The 19429-nt window shown below is 59.1% G+C and carries 15 protein-coding genes; 4 read left to right on the top strand and 11 right to left on the bottom strand.

What is annotated here, in order from left to right; genetic code table 11:
• Window positions 1-221: 221 nt before the first annotated feature.
• Window positions 222-2693 (bottom strand): cellulase family glycosylhydrolase, encoded by a 2472-nt coding sequence (locus tag K6U75_06740; GenBank protein MCL6474733.1) that lies wholly within the window; start codon window positions 2691-2693, stop codon window positions 222-224.
• A gap of 166 nt (window positions 2694-2859) precedes the next feature.
• Between K6U75_06740 and K6U75_06735 the strand changes: the two genes are divergently transcribed.
• Window positions 2860-3396, top strand: a complete 537-nt coding sequence (locus K6U75_06735; protein ID MCL6474732.1) for a hypothetical protein — start codon at window positions 2860-2862, stop codon at window positions 3394-3396.
• Between the two features lie 118 nt (window positions 3397-3514).
• Window positions 3515-5047, top strand: coding sequence for a hypothetical protein (locus K6U75_06730; protein MCL6474731.1), 1533 nt, complete (start codon window positions 3515-3517; stop codon window positions 5045-5047).
• A gap of 33 nt (window positions 5048-5080) precedes the next feature.
• Here K6U75_06730 and K6U75_06725 read toward each other — a convergent pair whose 3' ends face one another.
• From K6U75_06725 to K6U75_06680, 10 genes are all read right to left on the bottom strand, one after another.
• Complete coding sequence (locus K6U75_06725) at window positions 5081-6175, bottom strand: hypothetical protein (GenBank protein ID MCL6474730.1); 1095 nt, start codon at window positions 6173-6175, stop codon at window positions 5081-5083.
• Window positions 6176-6219: 44 nt separating this feature from the next.
• A complete protein-coding gene (gene folE2, locus K6U75_06720) occupies window positions 6220-7011 on the bottom strand; it encodes a GTP cyclohydrolase FolE2 (GenBank protein MCL6474729.1) in 792 nt (263 codons plus the stop codon).
• Between the two features lie 62 nt (window positions 7012-7073).
• Window positions 7074-8219 (bottom strand): glycosyltransferase, encoded by a 1146-nt coding sequence (locus K6U75_06715; protein ID MCL6474728.1) that lies wholly within the window; start codon window positions 8217-8219, stop codon window positions 7074-7076.
• A 181-nt stretch (window positions 8220-8400) separates the two neighbouring features.
• Window positions 8401-9165 carry a DUF2092 domain-containing protein gene (locus K6U75_06710; GenBank protein MCL6474727.1) on the bottom strand — a complete coding sequence of 255 codons (765 nt, stop codon included), beginning with the start codon at window positions 9163-9165 and terminating at the stop codon, window positions 8401-8403.
• A 67-nt stretch (window positions 9166-9232) separates the two neighbouring features.
• On the bottom strand, window positions 9233-11401 hold the full coding sequence (locus tag K6U75_06705) for a S8 family serine peptidase (protein ID MCL6474726.1): 2169 nt from the start codon (window positions 11399-11401) through the stop codon (window positions 9233-9235).
• A gap of 99 nt (window positions 11402-11500) precedes the next feature.
• Entirely contained in the window at window positions 11501-12631 is a 1131-nt protein-coding gene (locus tag K6U75_06700; GenBank protein MCL6474725.1) for a methyltransferase, read from the bottom strand.
• On the bottom strand, window positions 12631-13764 hold the full coding sequence (gene hemW / locus K6U75_06695; protein MCL6474724.1) for a radical SAM family heme chaperone HemW: 1134 nt from the start codon (window positions 13762-13764) through the stop codon (window positions 12631-12633). Before hemW ends, K6U75_06700 begins: the two co-directional genes overlap by 1 nt.
• A gap of 58 nt (window positions 13765-13822) precedes the next feature.
• Window positions 13823-14266: a redoxin domain-containing protein gene (locus tag K6U75_06690; GenBank protein ID MCL6474723.1), complete on the bottom strand. Its 444-nt coding sequence runs from the start codon at window positions 14264-14266 to the stop codon at window positions 13823-13825.
• A gap of 9 nt (window positions 14267-14275) precedes the next feature.
• A complete protein-coding gene (locus tag K6U75_06685) occupies window positions 14276-14851 on the bottom strand; it encodes a peroxiredoxin (GenBank protein MCL6474722.1) in 576 nt (191 codons plus the stop codon).
• A gap of 33 nt (window positions 14852-14884) precedes the next feature.
• Window positions 14885-15271, bottom strand: coding sequence for a transcriptional repressor (locus tag K6U75_06680; GenBank protein MCL6474721.1), 387 nt, complete (start codon window positions 15269-15271; stop codon window positions 14885-14887).
• A gap of 407 nt (window positions 15272-15678) precedes the next feature.
• On the opposite strand from K6U75_06680, the gene K6U75_06675 reads away from it, so the two are divergent.
• Together K6U75_06675 and K6U75_06670 are read left to right on the top strand one after the other, a co-directional pair.
• On the top strand, window positions 15679-18045 hold the full coding sequence (locus K6U75_06675; GenBank protein ID MCL6474720.1) for a hypothetical protein: 2367 nt from the start codon (window positions 15679-15681) through the stop codon (window positions 18043-18045).
• A 133-nt stretch (window positions 18046-18178) separates the two neighbouring features.
• Window positions 18179-19426: an MFS transporter gene (locus K6U75_06670; GenBank protein MCL6474719.1), complete on the top strand. Its 1248-nt coding sequence runs from the start codon at window positions 18179-18181 to the stop codon at window positions 19424-19426.
• The last annotated feature ends 3 nt before the right edge of the window (window positions 19427-19429 follow it).

The raw sequence follows: 19429 nt of genomic DNA, 5'->3' as shown, positions 1-19429 counted from the left end.
GTGATACCATCGAAGCGTTTGGATATGTGACATTTCAAACTGGGAATTAAATGTGACTCGCCATTGGTAACAACAGGGTGGGAAGGAGTGTTCGCTGCCAATGTAGTTGCACCGTTTGGGGGGGCACTCGACCCGACGCACAATCAAGACCGCGGAAGTGCCACTGGCGTGCCCCATGGAGGGCAGGTCAGTCCGTCCTGACGCACGCCAGTGTGAGTTCCTTACCTTCGAGCGGCAGGAGCCACCTCAATCTCGTACCAGAAGGTCTTCTCATTGCCGATGGTGAACTTGCCGTTTGTTACGGGCAGGGTTTTGCCCGTGCGCCTGCCGTGATGGTCTAAAATATGCACCCTCGCTACACGAATGCCCTTGAGGGTAACACTAGCTTTGACTGGTTCCAGCAGGATCGGCGGTCTACCTTCGTCCAGCAGGGAGGTGCGCGATGGGTTATACACCTGCCCCGTATTCTCCGCCCGTGCGATCGCTGTGAGCAGCAGGCGTCTGGAGCGTGCCAGTGGCTGGTCGTCCAGGCTGGTGACTACCACCTGACAGAAGGGCGTTTGCGCTTCGATGCGTACGCTCTGGCAGTCCAGCGTCTTACCGCCGATAAAGCCGACCGCCCCCTGTGTGCGTGGAGCGTTTATCGTAAACACCCCGTCACGGTTCCACTGCAAGAGCCTGTGCTGGCTGATAAAGTTGTCGTCCGGAACATCCGGTAATGGGCTCTGTGGAGCATCCTTCTTGCAGGCGACACGCTGCATGAGCATCAGCCCGCCGGGCACGATGTCGCCCATCGGGCGCAAGAGCCAGTCGTCCGCGTCCTTGAACGAGTAGATACAGGTATTTCGCGTGGGGGGTACGTCGTTGCGCAGAAACACCAGCGCAGCAGGGATGCGCGCCGCCATGATGTGCGGCTTGTTGCCCACGTCAAAGCTGCCCGCCATGCGCGGCGCCCAGTCACCGCCAGAATAGTCGAACTGCAGCAGCCCGTCCCAGTCCTGCATCGACCCGTACGCCGCCATCAGGACGGGGGCTTCCGCTATCCACTCGTTCATCCAGCAGTTGTTCCACTCGGTGACAATGAAGGGCATGCCTTCCACTTGCTGGCGTCCCATCCACGTGATGGTGGAGCCTGCCGGCTGTTTCACCATCGGACTGTTGTTGAAACGGTTGGTGGGGGAGTAGCCACCCTGCGGATGGTCCCAGTAAGCGTGCCGGTCGATATAATCCAGCTGCGCGTTGGAGAGCACATCGCCAATCCAGTTCTCCCAGTGATTGCTGCCCGCGATGGGCACCTTCACCCCAATGGAGCGCAGGTAGTCGTAAATCTCCTTGAAGGTTGCCGTCTGCACCTCATACAAGAACCGTCCCACCGTGGGGTTTTTCTGGCGCAGCAGGTCGGGCACGCTGCCCTGCGGTCGGCTGACGCCCTTTTGATTACACCATTCGGTGAACAGGTCGTTTATCTCCTGAATGTACGATGGTGGCAGTGCGCTGTAGCCTCCCACCCAGAACAGGGTGCTTTCGTTGATAATCTCCATCATGGCGATAGTGGGTTCGTCCACATACCGCGTCTTTGTGTAGGGGTTGTAGTGGGTGAGCAGGTCGTGTGCATATTTCTTTTGCAGTTCGATCAGCCGACGGTTATAGTGGGCGGCGATTTTCGCGCCGTTTTCCAGTGTCTCCCAGTCGCGCACGCCGTCATCCCGCTGGAACTTGCGGTGCACCAGCAGGTCCATGTAGATATAGATACCGTGCCGTTTGCACTGGTAGATGAAGTAGTCCAGCCGGTCCAGCATCTCCGGCGAGAGGTTGAGCGTGCTGGTGGGATGGTTTCCGAAGATATTGGGTTGCGCCCAGCTGGCATCCATGTGGTGCAGGCGCACCATATTGCATCCGAACTTTGCCAGACGCGCCGCCGTGCGTTCCGCGGTGCTCTTATCCATGAACACATTGCCTGCCACGATGTTGACGCCCCAGAAGCGCACGGGCGTGCCGTCTTTGAACACAAACTTACCGCCCTTGACCGTGACAAAGCCGTGTTTGCCCGCGGGACGGTGCAGATAGCGCGAAAGGTCTACGACGGCGGGTTTACTGTAATCGTCGGGCGAGCTGTCCAGCGGGTACCACTCGCGGGTATCGGTTCGCGATTCGGTGGTGGGTTGAAGGGGGTTGTTTTGCATGTCGAACGCCTCCAGTCGTAAGTCGTCGAACCACACGGTGCCGGTTGCGTTGTGCAGACCAGCAATGAGAGACACGCGCACCGCACCGGCGGGCACCTCGTAATCGCGGGTATAGAACGTCCAGTTGGTGGTGCCATCGATATCGAAGCCCGGCGGGTAGCCACCGACCAGTTGACCGTTCGCGTTATAAAAGGTGACCTGCAGGCGGGCTTTCTCCCACGGGTTTGCCCCCATCTTCACGTCCTGCGTGCGCATCCAGCCGGACAGTCGCACACGCTTCGTGCCCGCTGGCAGCAGGCAGTCCTGTCCGGCTATCGTCCAACCGGGGGAACTGGTGGAGATGCGCAGGCAGTTCCGCCCTTCTCGGGCGCCTTCGCTGACTATTTGAGCCTCGCCGGGCAGCGACCAGCCGGTTCCCCCCTTCTCGAAGTCGCCGTTCAAGAGCATATTGGGTGCGCTTCCAGCGGGCAGGGTGACTGCCAGCAAGCACAGGGCTATCCACGGTCGCATCGCTCCACCTCCTCTTAAACGTTTCAGACAAAGGTTTCGAGGAGCAGTGCGGGATTCCTGCAGGCGATTGACCGTAAGGTCTTCTTTATCGTAGAATCGAAGTGCCATGTTGCCGACCGATACGCGTAAACAGGAACCGTGGCGTGTGCTATGGGAGTATCGGCAGATGCTCGCCAGTTGCACCGATGAAGAGCTGCAGGACATCTACTTTCATATCGACGTGCTGCAGTATCCGGAGCGTTACCATGCGATTCTGGACGAGTTGAACCGTCGTGGGTTGCAGCCTGTGTCAGGTGTCGAGCCTCCAGTAACCGTGACAGATATTCCCGAGCGGGTGTTCGCTGTGTCCTGCCTGCGGGCGCGCCCGTTGATGGCAGCGGTAGTCGCTTCGACGTTGCTCGCAGCGTATACGGCTTCGATTACCTTTCTGTTCTGCCTGCCGATTTATCTGCTGGCGGTACCGTTCAAGGTGTTGAACCAGGTGAGTGCCTTTTTCTATCTGCTCTGCTTTCCTTTCGCTCCCATCGCCGCTGCCGGCTTCGGCAGGAGGGCAGGGGGCAAGGGCTGGTATAACGTGGCGGTGGCACTGGGTGTCGCGCTGGGGATCATGATGTTCGCAGGCACAGGGGCACTGCACACGGTGGTGGAGGCGCTGTTCCGCTCTTATCGGTCAGGGGGATTGTCGTTGCCTGTGGGCTACTGAGCTCCTTGATTTTTGGCTTGCAGTCTCGTATAATTGCGGTGGAGGACAGTGCGTGACGGTCAATGCGGTGTCCTGCTGTTCTTTTTTCGCTCATCTCGGCACTTGAGGAGTAGCCTTTATGCCTGCCAGCACCACGATAGAGATCAAGCTCTCGCACGACGAGATAAAAATAGAACCCGGTGGCACTGCACAGCTGCAGGTAGAACTGGTGAACACCTCGGACCAGCCCGATACCATCGGTCTGGAGGTGGAAGGGCTGGACTACGAATGGGTAGCGATACCCGTACCTACCATCACATTGGGACCGCGCTCGCGAGGCAGCGAGAAGATACTACTCAAAATACCACGACGCAGTGAAAGCACGGCAGGGGCATATCCCTTCGTGGTGCGAGCGCGCTCACTGGAGACAGGCGATACCGCCGTCGCGCCTGTAACGTTGCTGGTAGAGCCTTTTGCCGCCCTGTCGGTGGAGCTGTATCCGCGCCGCGGCGTGTGTACCTACTGGAAACCCGTCACTGAGTTCGAGGTCACCGTTCACAACCTGGGCAATACCCCGCTGGATGTAAGGCTGTATGCCAGCGACTCCGACGATGTAGGGGTATACACTTTTGAGCGCGAGGTACTGAGTTTGCAGGCGGGGGCATCGGAAACCGTGGTGCTGAGTGCGGAGCCATCTCACCGCGCCATGATTGGTCGCAGCCAGATTGCCTCTTTTACCGTCACCGCGCGTTGCGTGGATAATGCGTATGTGGCAGTGCATACGCAGGGGCAGTTATATACCCGTCCACTGGTCTCGCCGGTAACGCTGAGTGTGCTGGCTTTGCTCGCGCTGGTGCTGGGCGTGTGGGCGTTGACCCGCCCCAAGCCCGTGGAGATACTGGAGTTTGCGGTAGACCCGCCGGTTATTCAGCAGGGTGGCACTGCGGTGCTCCGCTGGCATGTGACGAACGCCTCCGAAATCAGCATTACTCCCGACATCGGCGTGGTGAAGGAGAACGCTGGCAGCCGGCAGGTGCTTCCTGCGCACACCACAACCTATCATCTGGTAGCCCGCGGAAGAGGCGGGGTTGTCGAGAAAGAGGTGGTGCTGACTGTTCAGCCTGCGCCGGAGCCACCCCTGCCAGCCATAGTCTCTTTCAAAGCGGAGCCAGCGCAGGTGACCAAAGGGGAGCCAGTGACGCTCAGCTGGCAGGTGCAAAATGCGACGAAGCTGCTGCTCAGCCCTCTTGGGGAGCTGGACCCTTTGCTCACCTCTGTGCGTGACACTCCTGCGGTGACCACGACCTACACTCTGGTCGCCATCAACACTGCCGGACGCAAGGTGGAAAAGAAGCTCACGGTGAAAGTGCGCGACCCAAACGCGCTGGAGGTGCTGGAGTTCAAGGCAGAGCCATCGGTTATCACTGCTGGCGGCAGCGCCACCCTGAGATGGCGGGTTCAGGCTGCCTCCCGGGTCGTCATCGACAACGGGGTAGGTGAGGTGCCTCCGCAGGGAGAGACCGCTGTATCGCCGACGCAGGATACCACCTACACGCTCACGGCAATCAACGATGCGGGAGACGTGGTGACCAAAAGCGTGAAGGTCACGGTCACTGCTACTCCGCCGGTAACCACGCCCCCGTCTGTTAATCCCACTCCACCGGGGCGCTAAGGCTGTATAGCGGTTACTAACTCATCGTGGGGGCTACTGCTGCGCTGGCGACGAGTCTGATTGCTTTACAAGGCGAAGCAAAGAGTTGCTTTGCAACAGGTACCAGCCGCTTCGGGGCAATCGCCAGACGGGTTGCGAGACCCGCCAGATGGCTTTACCCTGCTGTAACGATGCCTTCCTGTCCTCCGTCTCGACACGCCATGTCCCGGCGGGAAGCCATACCTGTGCTTTCCCGTTGGGAGGGGTTATTTGCACCTCATCTGATTCGCTCACGGCTTCGGTAAACGCTTTCCACAATGCGATGGGTTGTGGCTCAGCCAGGCGCGCGAAGGTCGCCCGAAGCATGGAGCTGCCGTACACGCCGTCGACGTACAGCGCCAGCCCAATCAACGTGCCCATGCCCGCGGCATCTGTTCGTCTGAAGTCTTTTTCTGGGAACCCGATGGTTAACCAGACGTTGCGCAGGGGCACGCAGCGTTGGTTCACAAAGCGGCGCACATCCGCAACAGAGGTACCACACGTATCTTCAGGTAAAAGCTGACCACTTTGCAAGAGCGGTTCCACCCATGTCATGAACAGACGTTCGCCCATATAGCCGTTCGCCCATGGTTCAGGCGCGCTGTAGCCTGTGATGCCTGGAATGAGAGCGTGCGAAAACTCGTGCGCCACTTCGCGCAGCCATTCCAGCGGTTCATGAATCTCCTGAATCGAGTAGACATAGAGATTGTTGCGCCACTGCTCGCCGCCAGAGTTGCCCTGTCGGCACAGCCAGACGTTCAGCACACGCTCACCCTGCAGGTTCACCTGAAGACGCAGCCTCATCCACGCGATTTCCTGCAGTCGGAGAAGCAAACGACATACCTTCTGGACGACAGGCAGGTCTTCGGCTTGCTGGGCGTATACGCGAAAGCGCAGCTCCGGCTGTTTCAGATGGTCGGTGCGGAAGTAACCGTAGCAGGCGACGGTGAACAGCCAGCCATACCTGGGGTCGGTTTGGGCAGTTTTTTGCCGGTTCCAGTGTGGGGTAAGTACGATGGCTGCGGTGTTTGCAGCAAGAGGCTTCAGCGTCAGGCTCTCGAAACCAGCGGGTTGCGGGGAGGTTAGTATAGAGGGGGGAGAAGGCTGCATGGTCTCTGCACCTGCTCCCCCGACGACGGCAGCCAGAAGTATGATTACAGGGGTGAAAGCCACTCCTCTGTTGCGGCAAAGGCGTTGTGGTTGTGTATGGATTCTACCGATTCGCATTCCACCTTAAACCGCCGTATGCCCGGTAGATGCCTCAACGCCAGTACCGAGTCGCGCAGTATGTCCTCCACGAATTTGGCATTGTCGTATGCGGTTTCCGTAACGTATTTCTCATCGGGTCGTTTGAGTACAGGATACAACGGACTGCTGCCCTGTTCCTCCAGAAGCGTACAAAGGTCTTCCATATCTAAGTCGCGGGTAGAAGGTAACAGCTCGATCTCGACGCGGATATAGGCACGCTGATTGTGTGCGCCGTACAGGGCAATCTGTTTGCTACAGGGACACAACGATTTCACCGGCATGTTCACCCGTACCAGCCGGGTCACGCTGCCGTTCTCCATGGTCACCGCCCACTCGACATCGGCATCCAGCCAGCCTGTTGCACCCGTGATGGGGGCACGTTTGCGCAGGAAATACTTGAATCGCATGGTGATTTCGGCGCGATCGGCGTCCAGCACGTTACGGGCGCGGTCCAGCACCCGTTGCAGCTCGTCCAGCGTGAGGGGATATTGCGCGGACTCGTCCAGTATCTGCATCAGCCGGCTCATGTGCGTTCCCTTCTTGTTGGGCTGCAGGGATACCGCAAAGTCTACCGAAGCGACGGTATGAAAGGCACCGTTCTTCCCACTGGCAATTTGGACCGGCAACTGTACTCCCCGCACGCCCACCCGGGGAATAGGCACCTGCCGACGGTCTTCCAGGTTGGCTACGTCGGGCAGTGAAACGACAAATCGGGTTTCTATCATCTCCATCTCCGACAAAGTTGGTTTGCTTCCCTAGATTACCCCCTGTCGGTAGCGCGAGTCAACGGTTTGCTCTGTTTCGGGGTTTTAGACACCGACTTCCAGAATGTCACGTGCGCCTCCGCTACCTTTTCCATACTGAAATGCCGCACGGCGCGTTCTCTCGCCGCGCAGGATAGCGCCTTCCAGGTGTCGGTCTGCTCCGAGAGCAAACGGATATGTTGCGCCAGCTGGTGGGCATCTCCTTCTGGAAACACAAATCCTGCTTCCCCGATGACGCGAGGTATCTCACCGCTGTCGGAACCAATGACGGGCACACCGCACGCCATCGCCTCCACCAGCACCCTGCCAAACTGCTCCTTCCAGCGCGGCGTGGTGCGTGAGGGCAGCACCAGACCGTGGAGAGACCGCAGGAAATCGGGCACCTGTTTGGAGGGGACAGCTCCCACCCAGTGTACGCGGTGGGCGATGCCCAGCCTCTCCGCCTGCTTTCTCCAAACAGAAACGTCGCCCTCTCCGCCAATCCAAGCCTCGCAGCTGTCAGGGCATTGCCGCAGGCTCTCCAGCAGCACATCGATCCCTTTCGCGGGAACCAGCCTTCCCAGATAACCCACACGAAACGGTGGTGTGGCAGCAGGAGTGGCAGGCGTGAATGTTTCTGTGTCCACCCCGTACTGCGGGATAATGTCTATCGGGATGCGAAACCCCTTCTGTTCGAGTACCCCGGCGGCATCGGCGTTTCCGGCAATCACGCCACTGAGTATCCTTGCGAGCAACTTCTCAAACCAGCAAAAGGGCGGGGGATACCGGCGATAGATATTCTGCCAGCAAAAGGCAACGGTGTCCGCTGCGATGCGGCGTGCCGCCAGTGCCGCGTGAAAAGTCGCAAAATTATACACCTCTTCATCGATATGCACGAGGTCAGGACGCAATTCTCGAATCAGGCGGGGCAGTAGTGGGGCGTAGTACAGATGATACTGTCCGTTCCACCGCAGAGGGGTTACTTTCAGCGTGTAGTTGCGGGGATACACCTCTTCCAGTGTCAGCCGTCCGACGTGTGGCTCGTTCCAGTAAGGAGGAACCACCACTGTCAGTTCCTCCACATCACGCTGGGCGGTGATATGCTCGTATTGTTTGTGATAAACAGCGCGGACGGCAGCTTTCGAGAAGAGCAATACGCGCATCGCTTCTTCCTTGCGAAGAGAGAAAGGCCCCAACCGGGAGCGTTTTATTCGTGTCATTGCGAGGGGGGCATCACATCCGAAGCGACCCTTTCTCTGTCCTCAGATTGCTTCATTCGTCGCCCCCGCATCGCAACGCCCCTGATCTTCGCCCTCCTTAACACCGCGCGGATGGTGGTTTATATCACCGCGGCGCTCCCGGACCTCCTGTCCTGCCCGGCATCTCCTGCGCCTTTCTTTCCTTCGCTCCTGCTGGAGGTCTGAAAGCGAAGACCGAATCCGGCAGGTTGGGGTTAATCTGCTGCGACAAGACGGTGAAGTTAATGGTTTGTGCTACCTTCTGAGTTCCCTGGCTCTGGGAAGCTTCCAGTGTAATCTGGCGCAGCGTGTAGGTCGCCTTGTCGATAAAAGCGGTCGCCTTCACACTGAACGAGCTCGTTCCATCTTGCGACTGCCCGGAGCGGGTTGACTGGAGCACGAACACCGGCTTGCCCCCCACGTTGCGGTCTGGCAGCTTCTTACCATCCATACCAAATATCGCCTGCAGCTGTGCGCCAATCTGCGAAGGGTCGCCGGAACCGATGCCGCTCATGCCTGCTTGTTGTGCAAAGGAAGCAGGAGCTGGCATCTTCATGTATTCCTTGTCCTTCGGGGAGTAGAGATACATCGTCTTGCCGTCGCTATACACCTGCAGGCTGTCACTGCCCTGAACGATGGTGACTATCTTATTCGGGGCTTTATACTTGGTGGAGATAGTGCTCGTTCGCTTCTGGCGTTGTCCGCCCATCTGGCGGGTCTCGGTCAGCGATGCCTGTGCCTGGTAGCTCTTCGCATTCTGGTAGACAGCTGCCACCTTGCTCAGGATGGTCTGAACATCCTGCGCCGAGGTGGGCACGCTTGCGAGCAACGCGCCTGCCGCCAGCAGGCAGGTGAAAAACTTTGTTCTCATGGAACCTGACTCCTTCCGGTTGATGCTATAGAAGTATACGCATTCTTGCGCCAAAATGTCAAATCCCCTATCGTACCGTTATGGGGCGCCGTCCTCCGCCGCCGGGTCGCTGAGCAGGCGGGTCTATCGGGATCATCACCCGTATACCGTCTGATACGCCAACTGCGCTGGTCAAGCCTGCGCCGTTCACCGCTCGCACGGCGACGTAGTAGGTCTTGCCATGAGCCAGACTGACGTTAAAGGTGGCTGCGGTTCGTATCCCCACGTTTGTCCAGTTCATGACATCGGTGCCTCCGGGCGTGGTGCCGATTGCCACGTCGTAGCGGAAGATGCCCGTTTCCAAATCACTGCTCCACCAGCGCGCACGCAGGGTGGTCAAACTGCTCTGCACTGCACCGTCATCCCATACCTGTGGGGCTTCCGGAGGGGTGATGTCGGGTTGCATATCGACGGGACCCAGCCAGAAGTCCACCCCAGGCGTATCTGCGCCCGCCACCACTTCTACCCACTCGTACTCTTTACTGTAGCCAAATGCGGTGGCTTTAACGCGGTAATAACCGGGCGGCAGATTCGGGATACGCCACAAGCCGTAGTCCTGGGCGGTGGTCACCTTGCGGGTGGTGCCCACCATGGCACGCGCCTCGATTTGCGCGCCCTGCACCGGTGTACCGTTGAAGTAAACCTGCCCCGACAGGCAGCCGACGGTGGCGTTACGAGCGTTCTGCTCCAGCAAGGTTTGGCGCACGTTGATACGTCCAAAACCGTAACTGGGCACCCAGCCGCCGTCCGCACGCCCCTGCGCATTGTCTGCACCGCGCTGGATGGCACGCCACACCTGCAGATTGCCACCAGGCGTGTTGACCGTAATGCCCTTATACTCCGCATACAATGCTGCCAGTCCGGCGACGTGGGGACACGCCATGGAGGTGCCAACCTGGTAGCCGTACATGTAGAACTCCTCGCCGAAAGCATCGGGCAAGGGCACGGGGTAACTGGGCGCGGTAGAGTAGATGGTGAAGGCTTCCGGCCATAAGATGCCGTCATCGTCCTCTACCCATAGCACGCTGCCGCCGGGTGCGCTCACACCAATGTAGTCCCCGGTTCCCGCATAGAGCGCATTGGGGAAGTCGTCTAGGATGCCTGTGGGCGAAACGGCAAGCACCTTACTGTTGGCAGCGGGATAGATATTGCCGATGTTGCCGCCACCCTGGCCCGACTCGTTAGCCGCGGCAATCAGGATACACCCCTTGTAGTAGGCGTAATTCACCGCGTCCGCCAGAATCTGCGGATAACTCGTTGTGCCCAAGCTCATGTTGATGATGGGTATTCCGTTATCCGCGCAGTAAATAATGGCTTCCACCAGGTCTGTATCCTCACCCGTACCGGACGCATCGATTATCTTGATGGGCACTATCTGTGCGTTGTATGCCACGCCTACCACGCCCTCGCCGTTATTGACTGCGGCTGCCGCAATGCCCGCCACATGCGTACCGTGCCCGTTTTCGTCGGTGAAATCGGGGTCGTAGACACCCCCGAAGATGCTACAGCCGAGACTCCAGTCGATCTGCCCACCATAGGCGGAGTCGGTGCTACTGCCACCTGCGTTCTTGAAATCGGGGTGGTAGGGGTCTACGCCGCTGTCGATGACGGCGATGCGGATCGCGTTACGTGGCTTGTTGGCGGCGGTGTAATACCGATTGGGATAGATTCGCCAGCCTTCGTATGCCTGAATGATATGCATATCCCAGAGCGTTGGATACAGGTTGGGTATTCCCGACAGCCAGCCGTCCTCGTACGCACGGAACTTCGGGTCGTTCGGCTCGGGAAGCAGGGTGCGCACGATATACACAGGCTCGGCATACAGCACCTCTGGCCGTTTCTTCAGCAGGTCTACTGCCTGTGACACCGGTACGTCCTTCGGTAAGCGCACCACCGCCCAGCCGATTCGGTCTATCGTGCGTTCTACTCTGGCCCCTTTGAGGGCAGGGATGCTGTCCAGCACCGGCTGCACGGCTACCGCCAGTGCCGATAAGCGGCTATTTGGGGATAGGCTGTTCTGTGCTGCTTGCACCAGTTGTGGGCGCAGCTTCACCCGCACCTGCCCCTCACGGTACTCTACCACAGGGGTCTCTTTCGCGGCTAATGGCGATACTGGCACTCTCAAGGGTGCAGAGTATGCGCTGAACGACACGAAGAGTAACAGTAAAACAGATTGATAAAGCCTGCCACCAGGCATGGATGACCACCTCCTGAAAACTCTATCAGGTACATCATAAATGGATACTGCGCTTTTGTCAATATCGCCAGCCAAAACCCGTGATTCAGGGTAGTTTTGCTATTGCAGCTGCTGTGCGATGCGCTGAATCGCGGGGTAGGGAGCGCTGGTCTTGAAACCTGCTGTTTCAAAATGCGTGCGCGACGCCACGTAGCCCTCCTGGCGCAGCCTCTGCACGAGCGCGTCCACCGGCGGCAGGTGACCGAGACGAGTGCGCTTGCCCAGCTCCGGTGCAGCATAATAACCCGCCGGCGAGTCGGCTTCGTCAGCCATCAGCCTCAGCAAGCGCAGGACTGCCTGATGCCCTGCTTTGCGTGCTTCCACGCTCATCAGATGCAGGAACTCGCGGTCGTAGAGTGTCCCTGTCCACAGCGGTCCCGCCCATTGCACGTCTTCGCTATCACACACACGGCATCTGCCTACCGTGACGTGAAGGGGCAGGGTAGTCTGACTGAAGCAGTTCATGCACTTCGCCAGCCAGCCAATGTGCTGGATAGGGAATTGCGAGGAACCGTAACGCAACCGCACGGCAATGCGCATCGCGTAGCCCTCATCCAGCACAAACAGCGGGTCGTAATATAGCCCGCGTTCGCCCGCGCTTTGCTGAAGCGCACCGATAAGCACGCGCGCCCCGATTTCATCGGCGCACTCCCATGGGCGCGTCACCGCCCCGTAGTGGCGAACGGCCGGCTCGCGTAACTTGCCGCACAACGCCGCCATGTCTGTTGCAGTCAGATACAGCACGCCGTCCCAGCGAGGTACCAGCGACGCCGCGTGCCAGTAGACGGAAGGACTGCCGAAAGCGTCCAGGTCCACCCAGTCCCATCGCTCATCCCGCAGACGCATGGCGTAGCACAGCCGATGAACCTGTTCGCACGTGACCTCTACGTGCACGTCGGCGGGGATGGCATTCAGACTCAGGTTCTGGCGTATCGCCTCCACCGCTGCGGGGTTTCCGTCGTTTAGCACAATGCGTTCTACCGGTGCCTCCAGCGCATAGCGGATGCCTCGCGTGCCGACGCCCGCCATGAGGTCCACGACATGCAGACGTCGTTCCTGCAGGTCTGCCTCCGCACGCAGCGCAAGCACGCCGAAATCCCGGGCTAGGCGAGCACGGGGGTTGAAGAAGAGGTCCGGAGGCACCTCGAAGTGAGCGTGTCCTTCCTGTAATCGAACGCACTCTGCGCTCATCACAGAAACTCCGCACAGATAGTGTTCGCTATTGCCAATCCTTTGGGAGTAATACGCCAGCGTTCGGGGGTGACCTCCAGCAGACGCAGTCGCCGTAGTCGCTTTATCTGGTGTGCGTAGCGCTGCGCCAGGTCCACACCATATCGTTCTTCCACTACTCTGACGTCTACCCCGTCACGCAGGCGAAGCATCAGCATGATGGTCTCGCCCAGAGAGGCACTGGCGTCCAGACGTTCCTCCTCCTCCACCAGTGGCAGCCCCTCCCGTACCGCCTGTAAGTAGCGGCGCGGGTTGCTCAGACATTTCCAGCGCACGCCCTGCCGGTACGACACCGCACCTGGACCAAAACCGAGATATTCCTCGTTCAGCCAGTACACGATATTGTGCCTGCAGCGGTAGCCCGGTCTGGCGAAGTTGGAGATTTCGTAGTGTTCGTAGCCTGCGCGGGTCAGGGCGCGGATGGCGTACAGGTACATGCGCAGGTCGGTTTCCTCGTCGGGCAGGTTGAGCCTTCCGCGTCGGTGCAGGGTATAGAAGGGCGTATTCGGCTCGATGGTCAGTGAATAGCAGGAGATGTGTTGCGGCTGGAGACTGATTGCCATGCGCAGGGTGCGTTGCCACTGCTGCATGGTCTGACCGGGCAGGGCGAACATCAGGTCGATGTTGATGTTCTCAAAACCCGCCTGTCGGGCAGATTCAAAGGAGCCTATCGCCTCGCCGGCGGTATGGATGCGCCCAAGCGTGCGCAGCAGCTGGTCGTCAAACGCCTGCACGCCCAGGCTGAGCCGATTGAACCCTGCCTGCCGCAGCACGGCATAGCGGGCACGGTCGGTCGTCCCGGGGTTCGCTTCAAGGCTGATTTCCGCATCGGGTAGTACGTTGAACCGCGAGCGGATCGTGTCCAGAATACGGATAATGCCTTCGGGTTCGGGAAAAGAGGGCGTGCCCCCGCCGAAAAAGATAGTTGGTACCACGACATCCCCTGCATGGGTGCTTTCAATGTGAGAGCATATCGCCTGCAGGGTGTCGCGCACAATGCCACCGCGCCAGGCATAGGTGTTGAAATCGCAGTAAGGGCACCGCCGGGCGCAGAAGGGTATATGCACGTATATGGACACCTGTTTGGGGTTCATGGCTCTCCAGAGGGAATTATAACACAAAGAAGCAGGGGACATTGCAGCCCCCTGCCGGTCACTGGGTCTCGAAAAGACGTTTCAGCGCATTTTCCAGCATCGTCAAACCGGCGTAGCCTGCGGTTCGCCCGCGCAGATTGCCGTCCCGGTCGAACAGATAGTAGGCGGGTACCCACTGGTTTTCAAATGCCTCTGCTACCCGGTGCAGGTTGTCGATGCCGCAGGGCTGGGCGATACCCAGCTCCAAAGCCTTTTGCCGAACGGTCTCCACATCCGTCTCCCATTCTGCACGGGGCATGTGGATGGCGATGACCTTCAGCCCGACGGGTGCGTAAAGGTCGCGCCACTGGTTGACCTTCGGCATGTTCTCGTGGCAGAGATGGCAGCTCACCGACCAGAAATGCACGAGCACAGGATTACCCTGCAGAGCCTCCCAGTCGGGTTCTCCGTTCAGCCAGCCGGTGACGCCCTTCAGGTCAGGCATTGGCGTGCCGATGCGCAGCGGCATGGCCTAGCCTCCGGGTGTCAGGGTCTTCTGCCCGGGCTTCCAATCCGCGGGGCAAAGACCGCCGGTCTGCAATGCCTCCAGCACCCGCAAGGTCTCGTCGACACTGCGCCCGACGTTCATGTTGTGGATGACCGCGTACTGCAGGATGCCGTCAGGGTCAATGATAAACAGTCCGCGGAGCGAAACCCCTTCTTCTTCGACAAGCACGCCGTAGTCACGCGAGACCTGCTTCGTGATGTCCGAAGCCAGCGGAAACTTCAAGCCGGCGATGCCGTTCTTCTCGCGCGGGGTGTTAATCCACGCCCGATGCGAATAAACGGAGTCGACGGACACCCCCAGCACATCCGCCCCCAGCGCCACGAACTCTTCGTAACGGTCGGAGAGCGCGGTGATTTCGGTAGGGCACACAAAGGTGAAGTCCAGCGGGTAGAAGAACAGTACCAGCCATTTGCCGCGATAGTCCGAGAGTGAAACCTTCGACTGGAGCTTGTCCATATCGGCAGTGGTGAACATGGTGAAATCAGGGGCAGGTTTGCCCACTTTGGCCTTGCAGCAATAAACAGTCTCTTGCTGTTGCATGTGAACCTCCTCCTTTTCACAATCAGGATGCCGTTATCTGGTGGATTGCGCCTGACATTCCGGACACACGCCGAACCAGTCCACCCGATGCGTGCTCACACGGAAGCCTGTTATCTGCTCTATATGCAGTGTTGCTGTGGCATCGATCACATCAGGCACATCGGCAATACGTCCGCACTTTTCGCAGACGATATGCTGATGGTCGCCGGGATTCCCGTCGAAGCGGGATTTTCGGGACCCCACATCGACCTGAGCCACCAGCCCCTCCTCGTGCAGACGGTTTAGCAGGCGATAAACGGTACCCAGACTGATATTGGGGATGATTTGACGTGCCTGTTCATACACCCAGTCCGCGGTGGGATGGGTGCTGGTGCTCCGAACAATATCCAGCACAACCTGTCTCTGCCGCGTGTTCCTCATCCGTTTGCCTGTTACAAATAGTATTCGTTCCTATTTTCACGTTCATTATACACTCTTTTCATCCAGATGTCAAGTTACGCGATGGTGTCGGGTAAACCACGTCATACGCACCCTGATGGCTGGAAGCGACGCTCCACGCAGGACAAAACCTGCTTCCACAGGCTTCTAGCCTCAGGGGGAGACTTCATACCGTGCTGTATGGGAACTTCCGCGTCACCGAGACATTCTCTCCAAAAACACCCGGAAACCTCTTGACAATTTATCCCGACCTGCGTTAGGATTGTTGTAGTCAACCTGAAGTGGCGGCGACCGAGAAGGGCGGAGGATACCTCCTGTTACTCACCGCCTGCTCTCCTTCAAACCTTCACCTCCCGTTGACCTCATCTTGGCGAAGGAGGGTTTCATCCATGCGGGCCATACGCACCGCGCTGGTGCTCTCTCTGCTTCTTAGCTGCAGCGGGGGCATCTTGGCGCAATCTTTCAGCTATCAGGGAATGCTCAAGAGCACGGGTATCCCTGCCAGCGGCGACTATGACTTCCAGTTCAGCCTCTGGACGGCGGTTACAGGAGGCAGTCAAATCGGGTCGACACTGACCCGGACGAACATCTCTGTACAGAACGGGCTGTTTACCGTGAGTTTGGACTTCGGGGCAGTGTGGAACGGCAGTGACCGCTTCTTGCAGATTGGAGTGCGACCGGCGGGTTCGGGCAATTATACGACGTTGTCGCCGCGGGTGCGGGTGACAGTGACGCCGTATGCGGTATATGCGTTGACCGCCCCCTGGAGCGGCATCAGCGGGATGCCTACGGAGTTTGCCGATGGCATCGACAACGACACCACCTACAGCGCGGGAGCGGGTTTGGTGTTAACCGGCACGACCTTGTCCATCGCGACGGGTGGGGTGGTCACTGGGATGCTGGCGGACGGTGCGGTAACGACCGCGAAGATAGCGGATGGTACGATTGGCACGGCGGACCTTGCCAGCAGTGCGGTGACCGATGCGAAGTTGTCCGGGACGGGCGTGACGGCGGGCACTTACGGTTCGGCGACGCAGGTGGGCGTGTTCACCGTGAACGCGCAGGGTCGGATTACTTCGGCGAGTAATACCGCCATTTGGGGGGTGTCGCCCGGCGGTGCGGCGGGCGGTGACCTGAGTGGGAGTTATCCTAACCCGACTGTGGCTGGATTGCGGGGGCGACCGATCGGCACCAACGCTCCAACGAGTGGTCACGTTTTAAAATGGGATGGCAGTGCGTGGTCGCCTGCGGCGGATAATGTGGGTGGCTTGACGCTCCCGTTTAGCGGGAGTACGGCGGTGGACTCCAACGCGGTGTTCCGCGTGACAAATACCGACGCGCGCAGCGAAAGCTTTGGTTTGTGGGGGCAGAGCGAAAGCCCCTCAGGTCGTGGCGTGTTCGGCTGGGCCACTGCCACCACCGGTGCAGCCTTTGGCGTCTACGGGAAGAGCGACGGGCCGGGTGGTAGTGGCGTGTTCGGCTTTGCGTCCAACACATCCGGCACCAACTACGGTGTGTTTGGTGAGAGCGCAAGCCCGTACGGGATTGGTGTATTCGGATGGGCTTTCGCCACCAGCGGTAGCCCAGAAGGTGGCTACTTCCAGAGCGATGGCCCCTCTGGGACTGGAGTGGTCGGCTATGCCACCGCCTCCAGCGGCGAGACCAGGGGAGGGTATTTTCGGAGTGACAGTCCGCAGGGGCGTGGCGTTTACGGCTTTGCAACCTCCCCCAACGGCTTGACGGTCGGGGTGTTTGGACACGCGACCTCTCCGGATGGCTTCGCAGGGTACTTTGTAGGCCGCGGCTACTTCTCCAACAACGTGGGCATCGGAGCCAGCTTCCCGACCCATCGGTTGACCGTGACTTCGGGTGATCAGGAGACGATGCGGTTGATTGGTCCGGGTAGCCCGTATGGTCAATCAGCCCGCCTGAACTTCGGCGATGGCGATCATGTGTATCTGGAGGAAGACGCGGACGATAATCTCACCATCTACACAAGGCTGCGCACCGCCATTATGGGTGGTAACGTCGGTATCGGCACACTCTCACCCCAAGGAAGGCTCCATGTGGTAGAAGGTAGCACTACGGGAGCGGGCATAGTTGCCATTTGCACTGCGCTTAGCGGTGTTACTCACGGCGTGTGGGGGCAGAGCGACAGCACTTCCGGGATTGGTGTAATCGGCTATGCCGCCGCTGCCGGCGGCACGAACTACGGTGTATATGGTTATAGCGGCAGCCCGGAGGGCTATGCTGTCTACGCCAGCGGGCGACTTGCTGCGTCTGGCATTAAGCAGTTCCATATAGACCACCCGCTGGACCCTGAAAACGCCTACCTGAACCACTACTGCACCGAAGGTCCGAAGCCGACGAACGCCTACTCGGGCAACGTGATAACCGATGCCAGAGGCTACGCCACTATTACCTTGCCTGACTATTTTGAGAGCATCAACCGCGACTTTCGCTACCAGCTCACCGTGATAGACAGCAGCGATGACTTCGTGCTGGCAAAAGTCGTGCGCGAAATCCAGAACAACCAGTTCGTCATCCGCACCAGCAAGCCGTTCGTGAAGGTCTCGTGGCGTGTGGAAGCCATCCGCAACGACCGCTGGGTGCGGGAGTACGGCTTCCAGACCGAGCAGGACAAAGCGGGCGATCTAAGAGGCAAGTACATCCATCCCGAACTGTACGGCCAGCCGAAGGAACTGGGTATTCATTATCATCGGATACCGGAGCCGGTGCAGCCGGTGAAGCAGTAGCCCTCTTTACGCCGCACGCCCAGCAAGGCACGGTAGCGAACGCTCCCGTGACCTCTACGAACACGCTTGCTCCAGCTAAACGTGTTGGGGTATGATTCCAGCGTGGCGTCATCTTAGTATGGAGGAAGTGATAGTGCCAGACCGATGGAAATCCGCGAGAAAGGTGGTCATCTTTACCATCTTTCTTGACCTGCTTGGTTTTGGACTGATTATCCCGCAGCTGCAGTATTACGCAGACACGTTTGGTGCTTCCCCGGCCTTCATCGGCATGATTCAGGCTATCTATTCGCTGATGCAGTTCCTGTTCGCACCGTTCTGGGGTAGGTTATCCGACAGGGTGGGGCGCCGCCCCGTATTGTTGGTGAGCATCGCGGGGTCTGTGCTATCGTACGTGTTATTCGCGCTCGCAAGGGATGCCTGGATGATTTTCTTTTCGCGCCTGCTGGCGGGGATTACCGCTGCCAACATTTACACCGCACAGGCGTATCTCTCGGATATCACTCCGGTGCAGCAGCGCACTCGCGCCATGGGGTTGATCGGCGCAGCCTTTGGTGTGGGTTTTATTCTGGGACCCGCGTTGGGCGGTGTGCTGGGGGCTTGGGGAGATAACTTCGCCATTGGCGTCGGAGGCGCGTTGCTGGCAACCGCAAACTGGTTGAACGCGTTCTTTCGGCTTCCCGAAAGCCTCTCACCGGAAAATCGCAGGCGAGTGGGAGACTGGTACGCCTTGCCTCTGCGTGACCTCCCGCGCGTGCTGGCGATACCACACGTCGGCTTTTTGGCTATAGTACAGTTTATTGCCGTTTTTGCTGTGTCCAACTTCGAATCGACCTTTGTATTGCTGTCAAAACATCGCTACGGTTTAGACCAGCGCGAGTGTGGCTATCTGTTTGCCTACCTGGGCTGCGTGGGCGCGGTCGTGCAGGGTTGGCTGGTGGGCAAGCTCAGTGCCCGCTACGGCGAGGCCCGTCTGGTGCTGAGTGGTTACCTCCTGCTGGCGCCTGCTCTATTGATGATACCCTTCATGCCGTCTACGGGATGGCTGATGGTGGTGCTGGCGGTGATGGCACTGGGTGGCGGTGTTGCCGGACCGAGCCTAGACGGGTTGCTTTCCAGGCTCGCCCCAGCCGACCGGCGCGGCGAGGTATTTAGCGTCACTCAATCGCTGGGGAGCTTGGCTCGCGTTGTAGGACCGCTTGGGGGTGGCTGGAGCTTTGGATCTCTGGGCATGAGTGCACCCTATGTAACCGCCACCGTGCTGATGCTGACGGCTGGTGCGATGGTTGCCTGGTGGTTGGGAAGTGTGGCGCTTAAGACCTCGGCACCACCGTGGGATGACGCCCACAGCTGCCGAACAGGAATCGGGTCTGCCCGTTCCTAACAA

The organism is Bacillota bacterium (assembly GCA_023511455.1).
In the GTDB taxonomy this organism is placed as follows: domain Bacteria; phylum Armatimonadota; class HRBIN16; order HRBIN16; family HRBIN16; genus HRBIN16.
Note: the sequence above shows the minus strand (reverse complement) of the source record. Positions and strands in the feature narration are given on the sequence as shown.

Bases quoted from the DNA above. Each gene is read 5' to 3' on its own strand.
- K6U75_06740 (MCL6474733.1), bottom strand. From the start codon at position 2,693: ATGCGACCGTGGATAGCCCTGTGCTTGCTGGCAGTCACCCTGCCCGCT.
- K6U75_06735 (MCL6474732.1), top strand. From the start codon at position 2,860: ATGCTCGCCAGTTGCACCGATGAAGAGCTGCAGGACATCTACTTTCAT.
- K6U75_06730 (MCL6474731.1), top strand. From the start codon at position 3,515: ATGCCTGCCAGCACCACGATAGAGATCAAGCTCTCGCACGACGAGATA.
- K6U75_06725 (MCL6474730.1), bottom strand. From the start codon at position 6,175: ATGCAGCCTTCTCCCCCCTCTATACTAACCTCCCCGCAACCCGCTGGT.
- K6U75_06715 (MCL6474728.1), bottom strand. From the start codon at position 8,219: ATGCGCGTATTGCTCTTCTCGAAAGCTGCCGTCCGCGCTGTTTATCAC.
- K6U75_06710 (MCL6474727.1), bottom strand. From the start codon at position 9,165: ATGAGAACAAAGTTTTTCACCTGCCTGCTGGCGGCAGGCGCGTTGCTC.
- K6U75_06705 (MCL6474726.1), bottom strand. From the start codon at position 11,401: ATGCCTGGTGGCAGGCTTTATCAATCTGTTTTACTGTTACTCTTCGTG.
- K6U75_06700 (MCL6474725.1), bottom strand. From the start codon at position 12,631: ATGAGCGCAGAGTGCGTTCGATTACAGGAAGGACACGCTCACTTCGAG.
- hemW (MCL6474724.1), bottom strand. From the start codon at position 13,764: ATGAACCCCAAACAGGTGTCCATATACGTGCATATACCCTTCTGCGCC.
- K6U75_06685 (MCL6474722.1), bottom strand. From the start codon at position 14,851: ATGCAACAGCAAGAGACTGTTTATTGCTGCAAGGCCAAAGTGGGCAAA.
- K6U75_06680 (MCL6474721.1), bottom strand. From the start codon at position 15,271: ATGAGGAACACGCGGCAGAGACAGGTTGTGCTGGATATTGTTCGGAGC.
- K6U75_06675 (MCL6474720.1), top strand. From the start codon at position 15,679: ATGCGGGCCATACGCACCGCGCTGGTGCTCTCTCTGCTTCTTAGCTGC.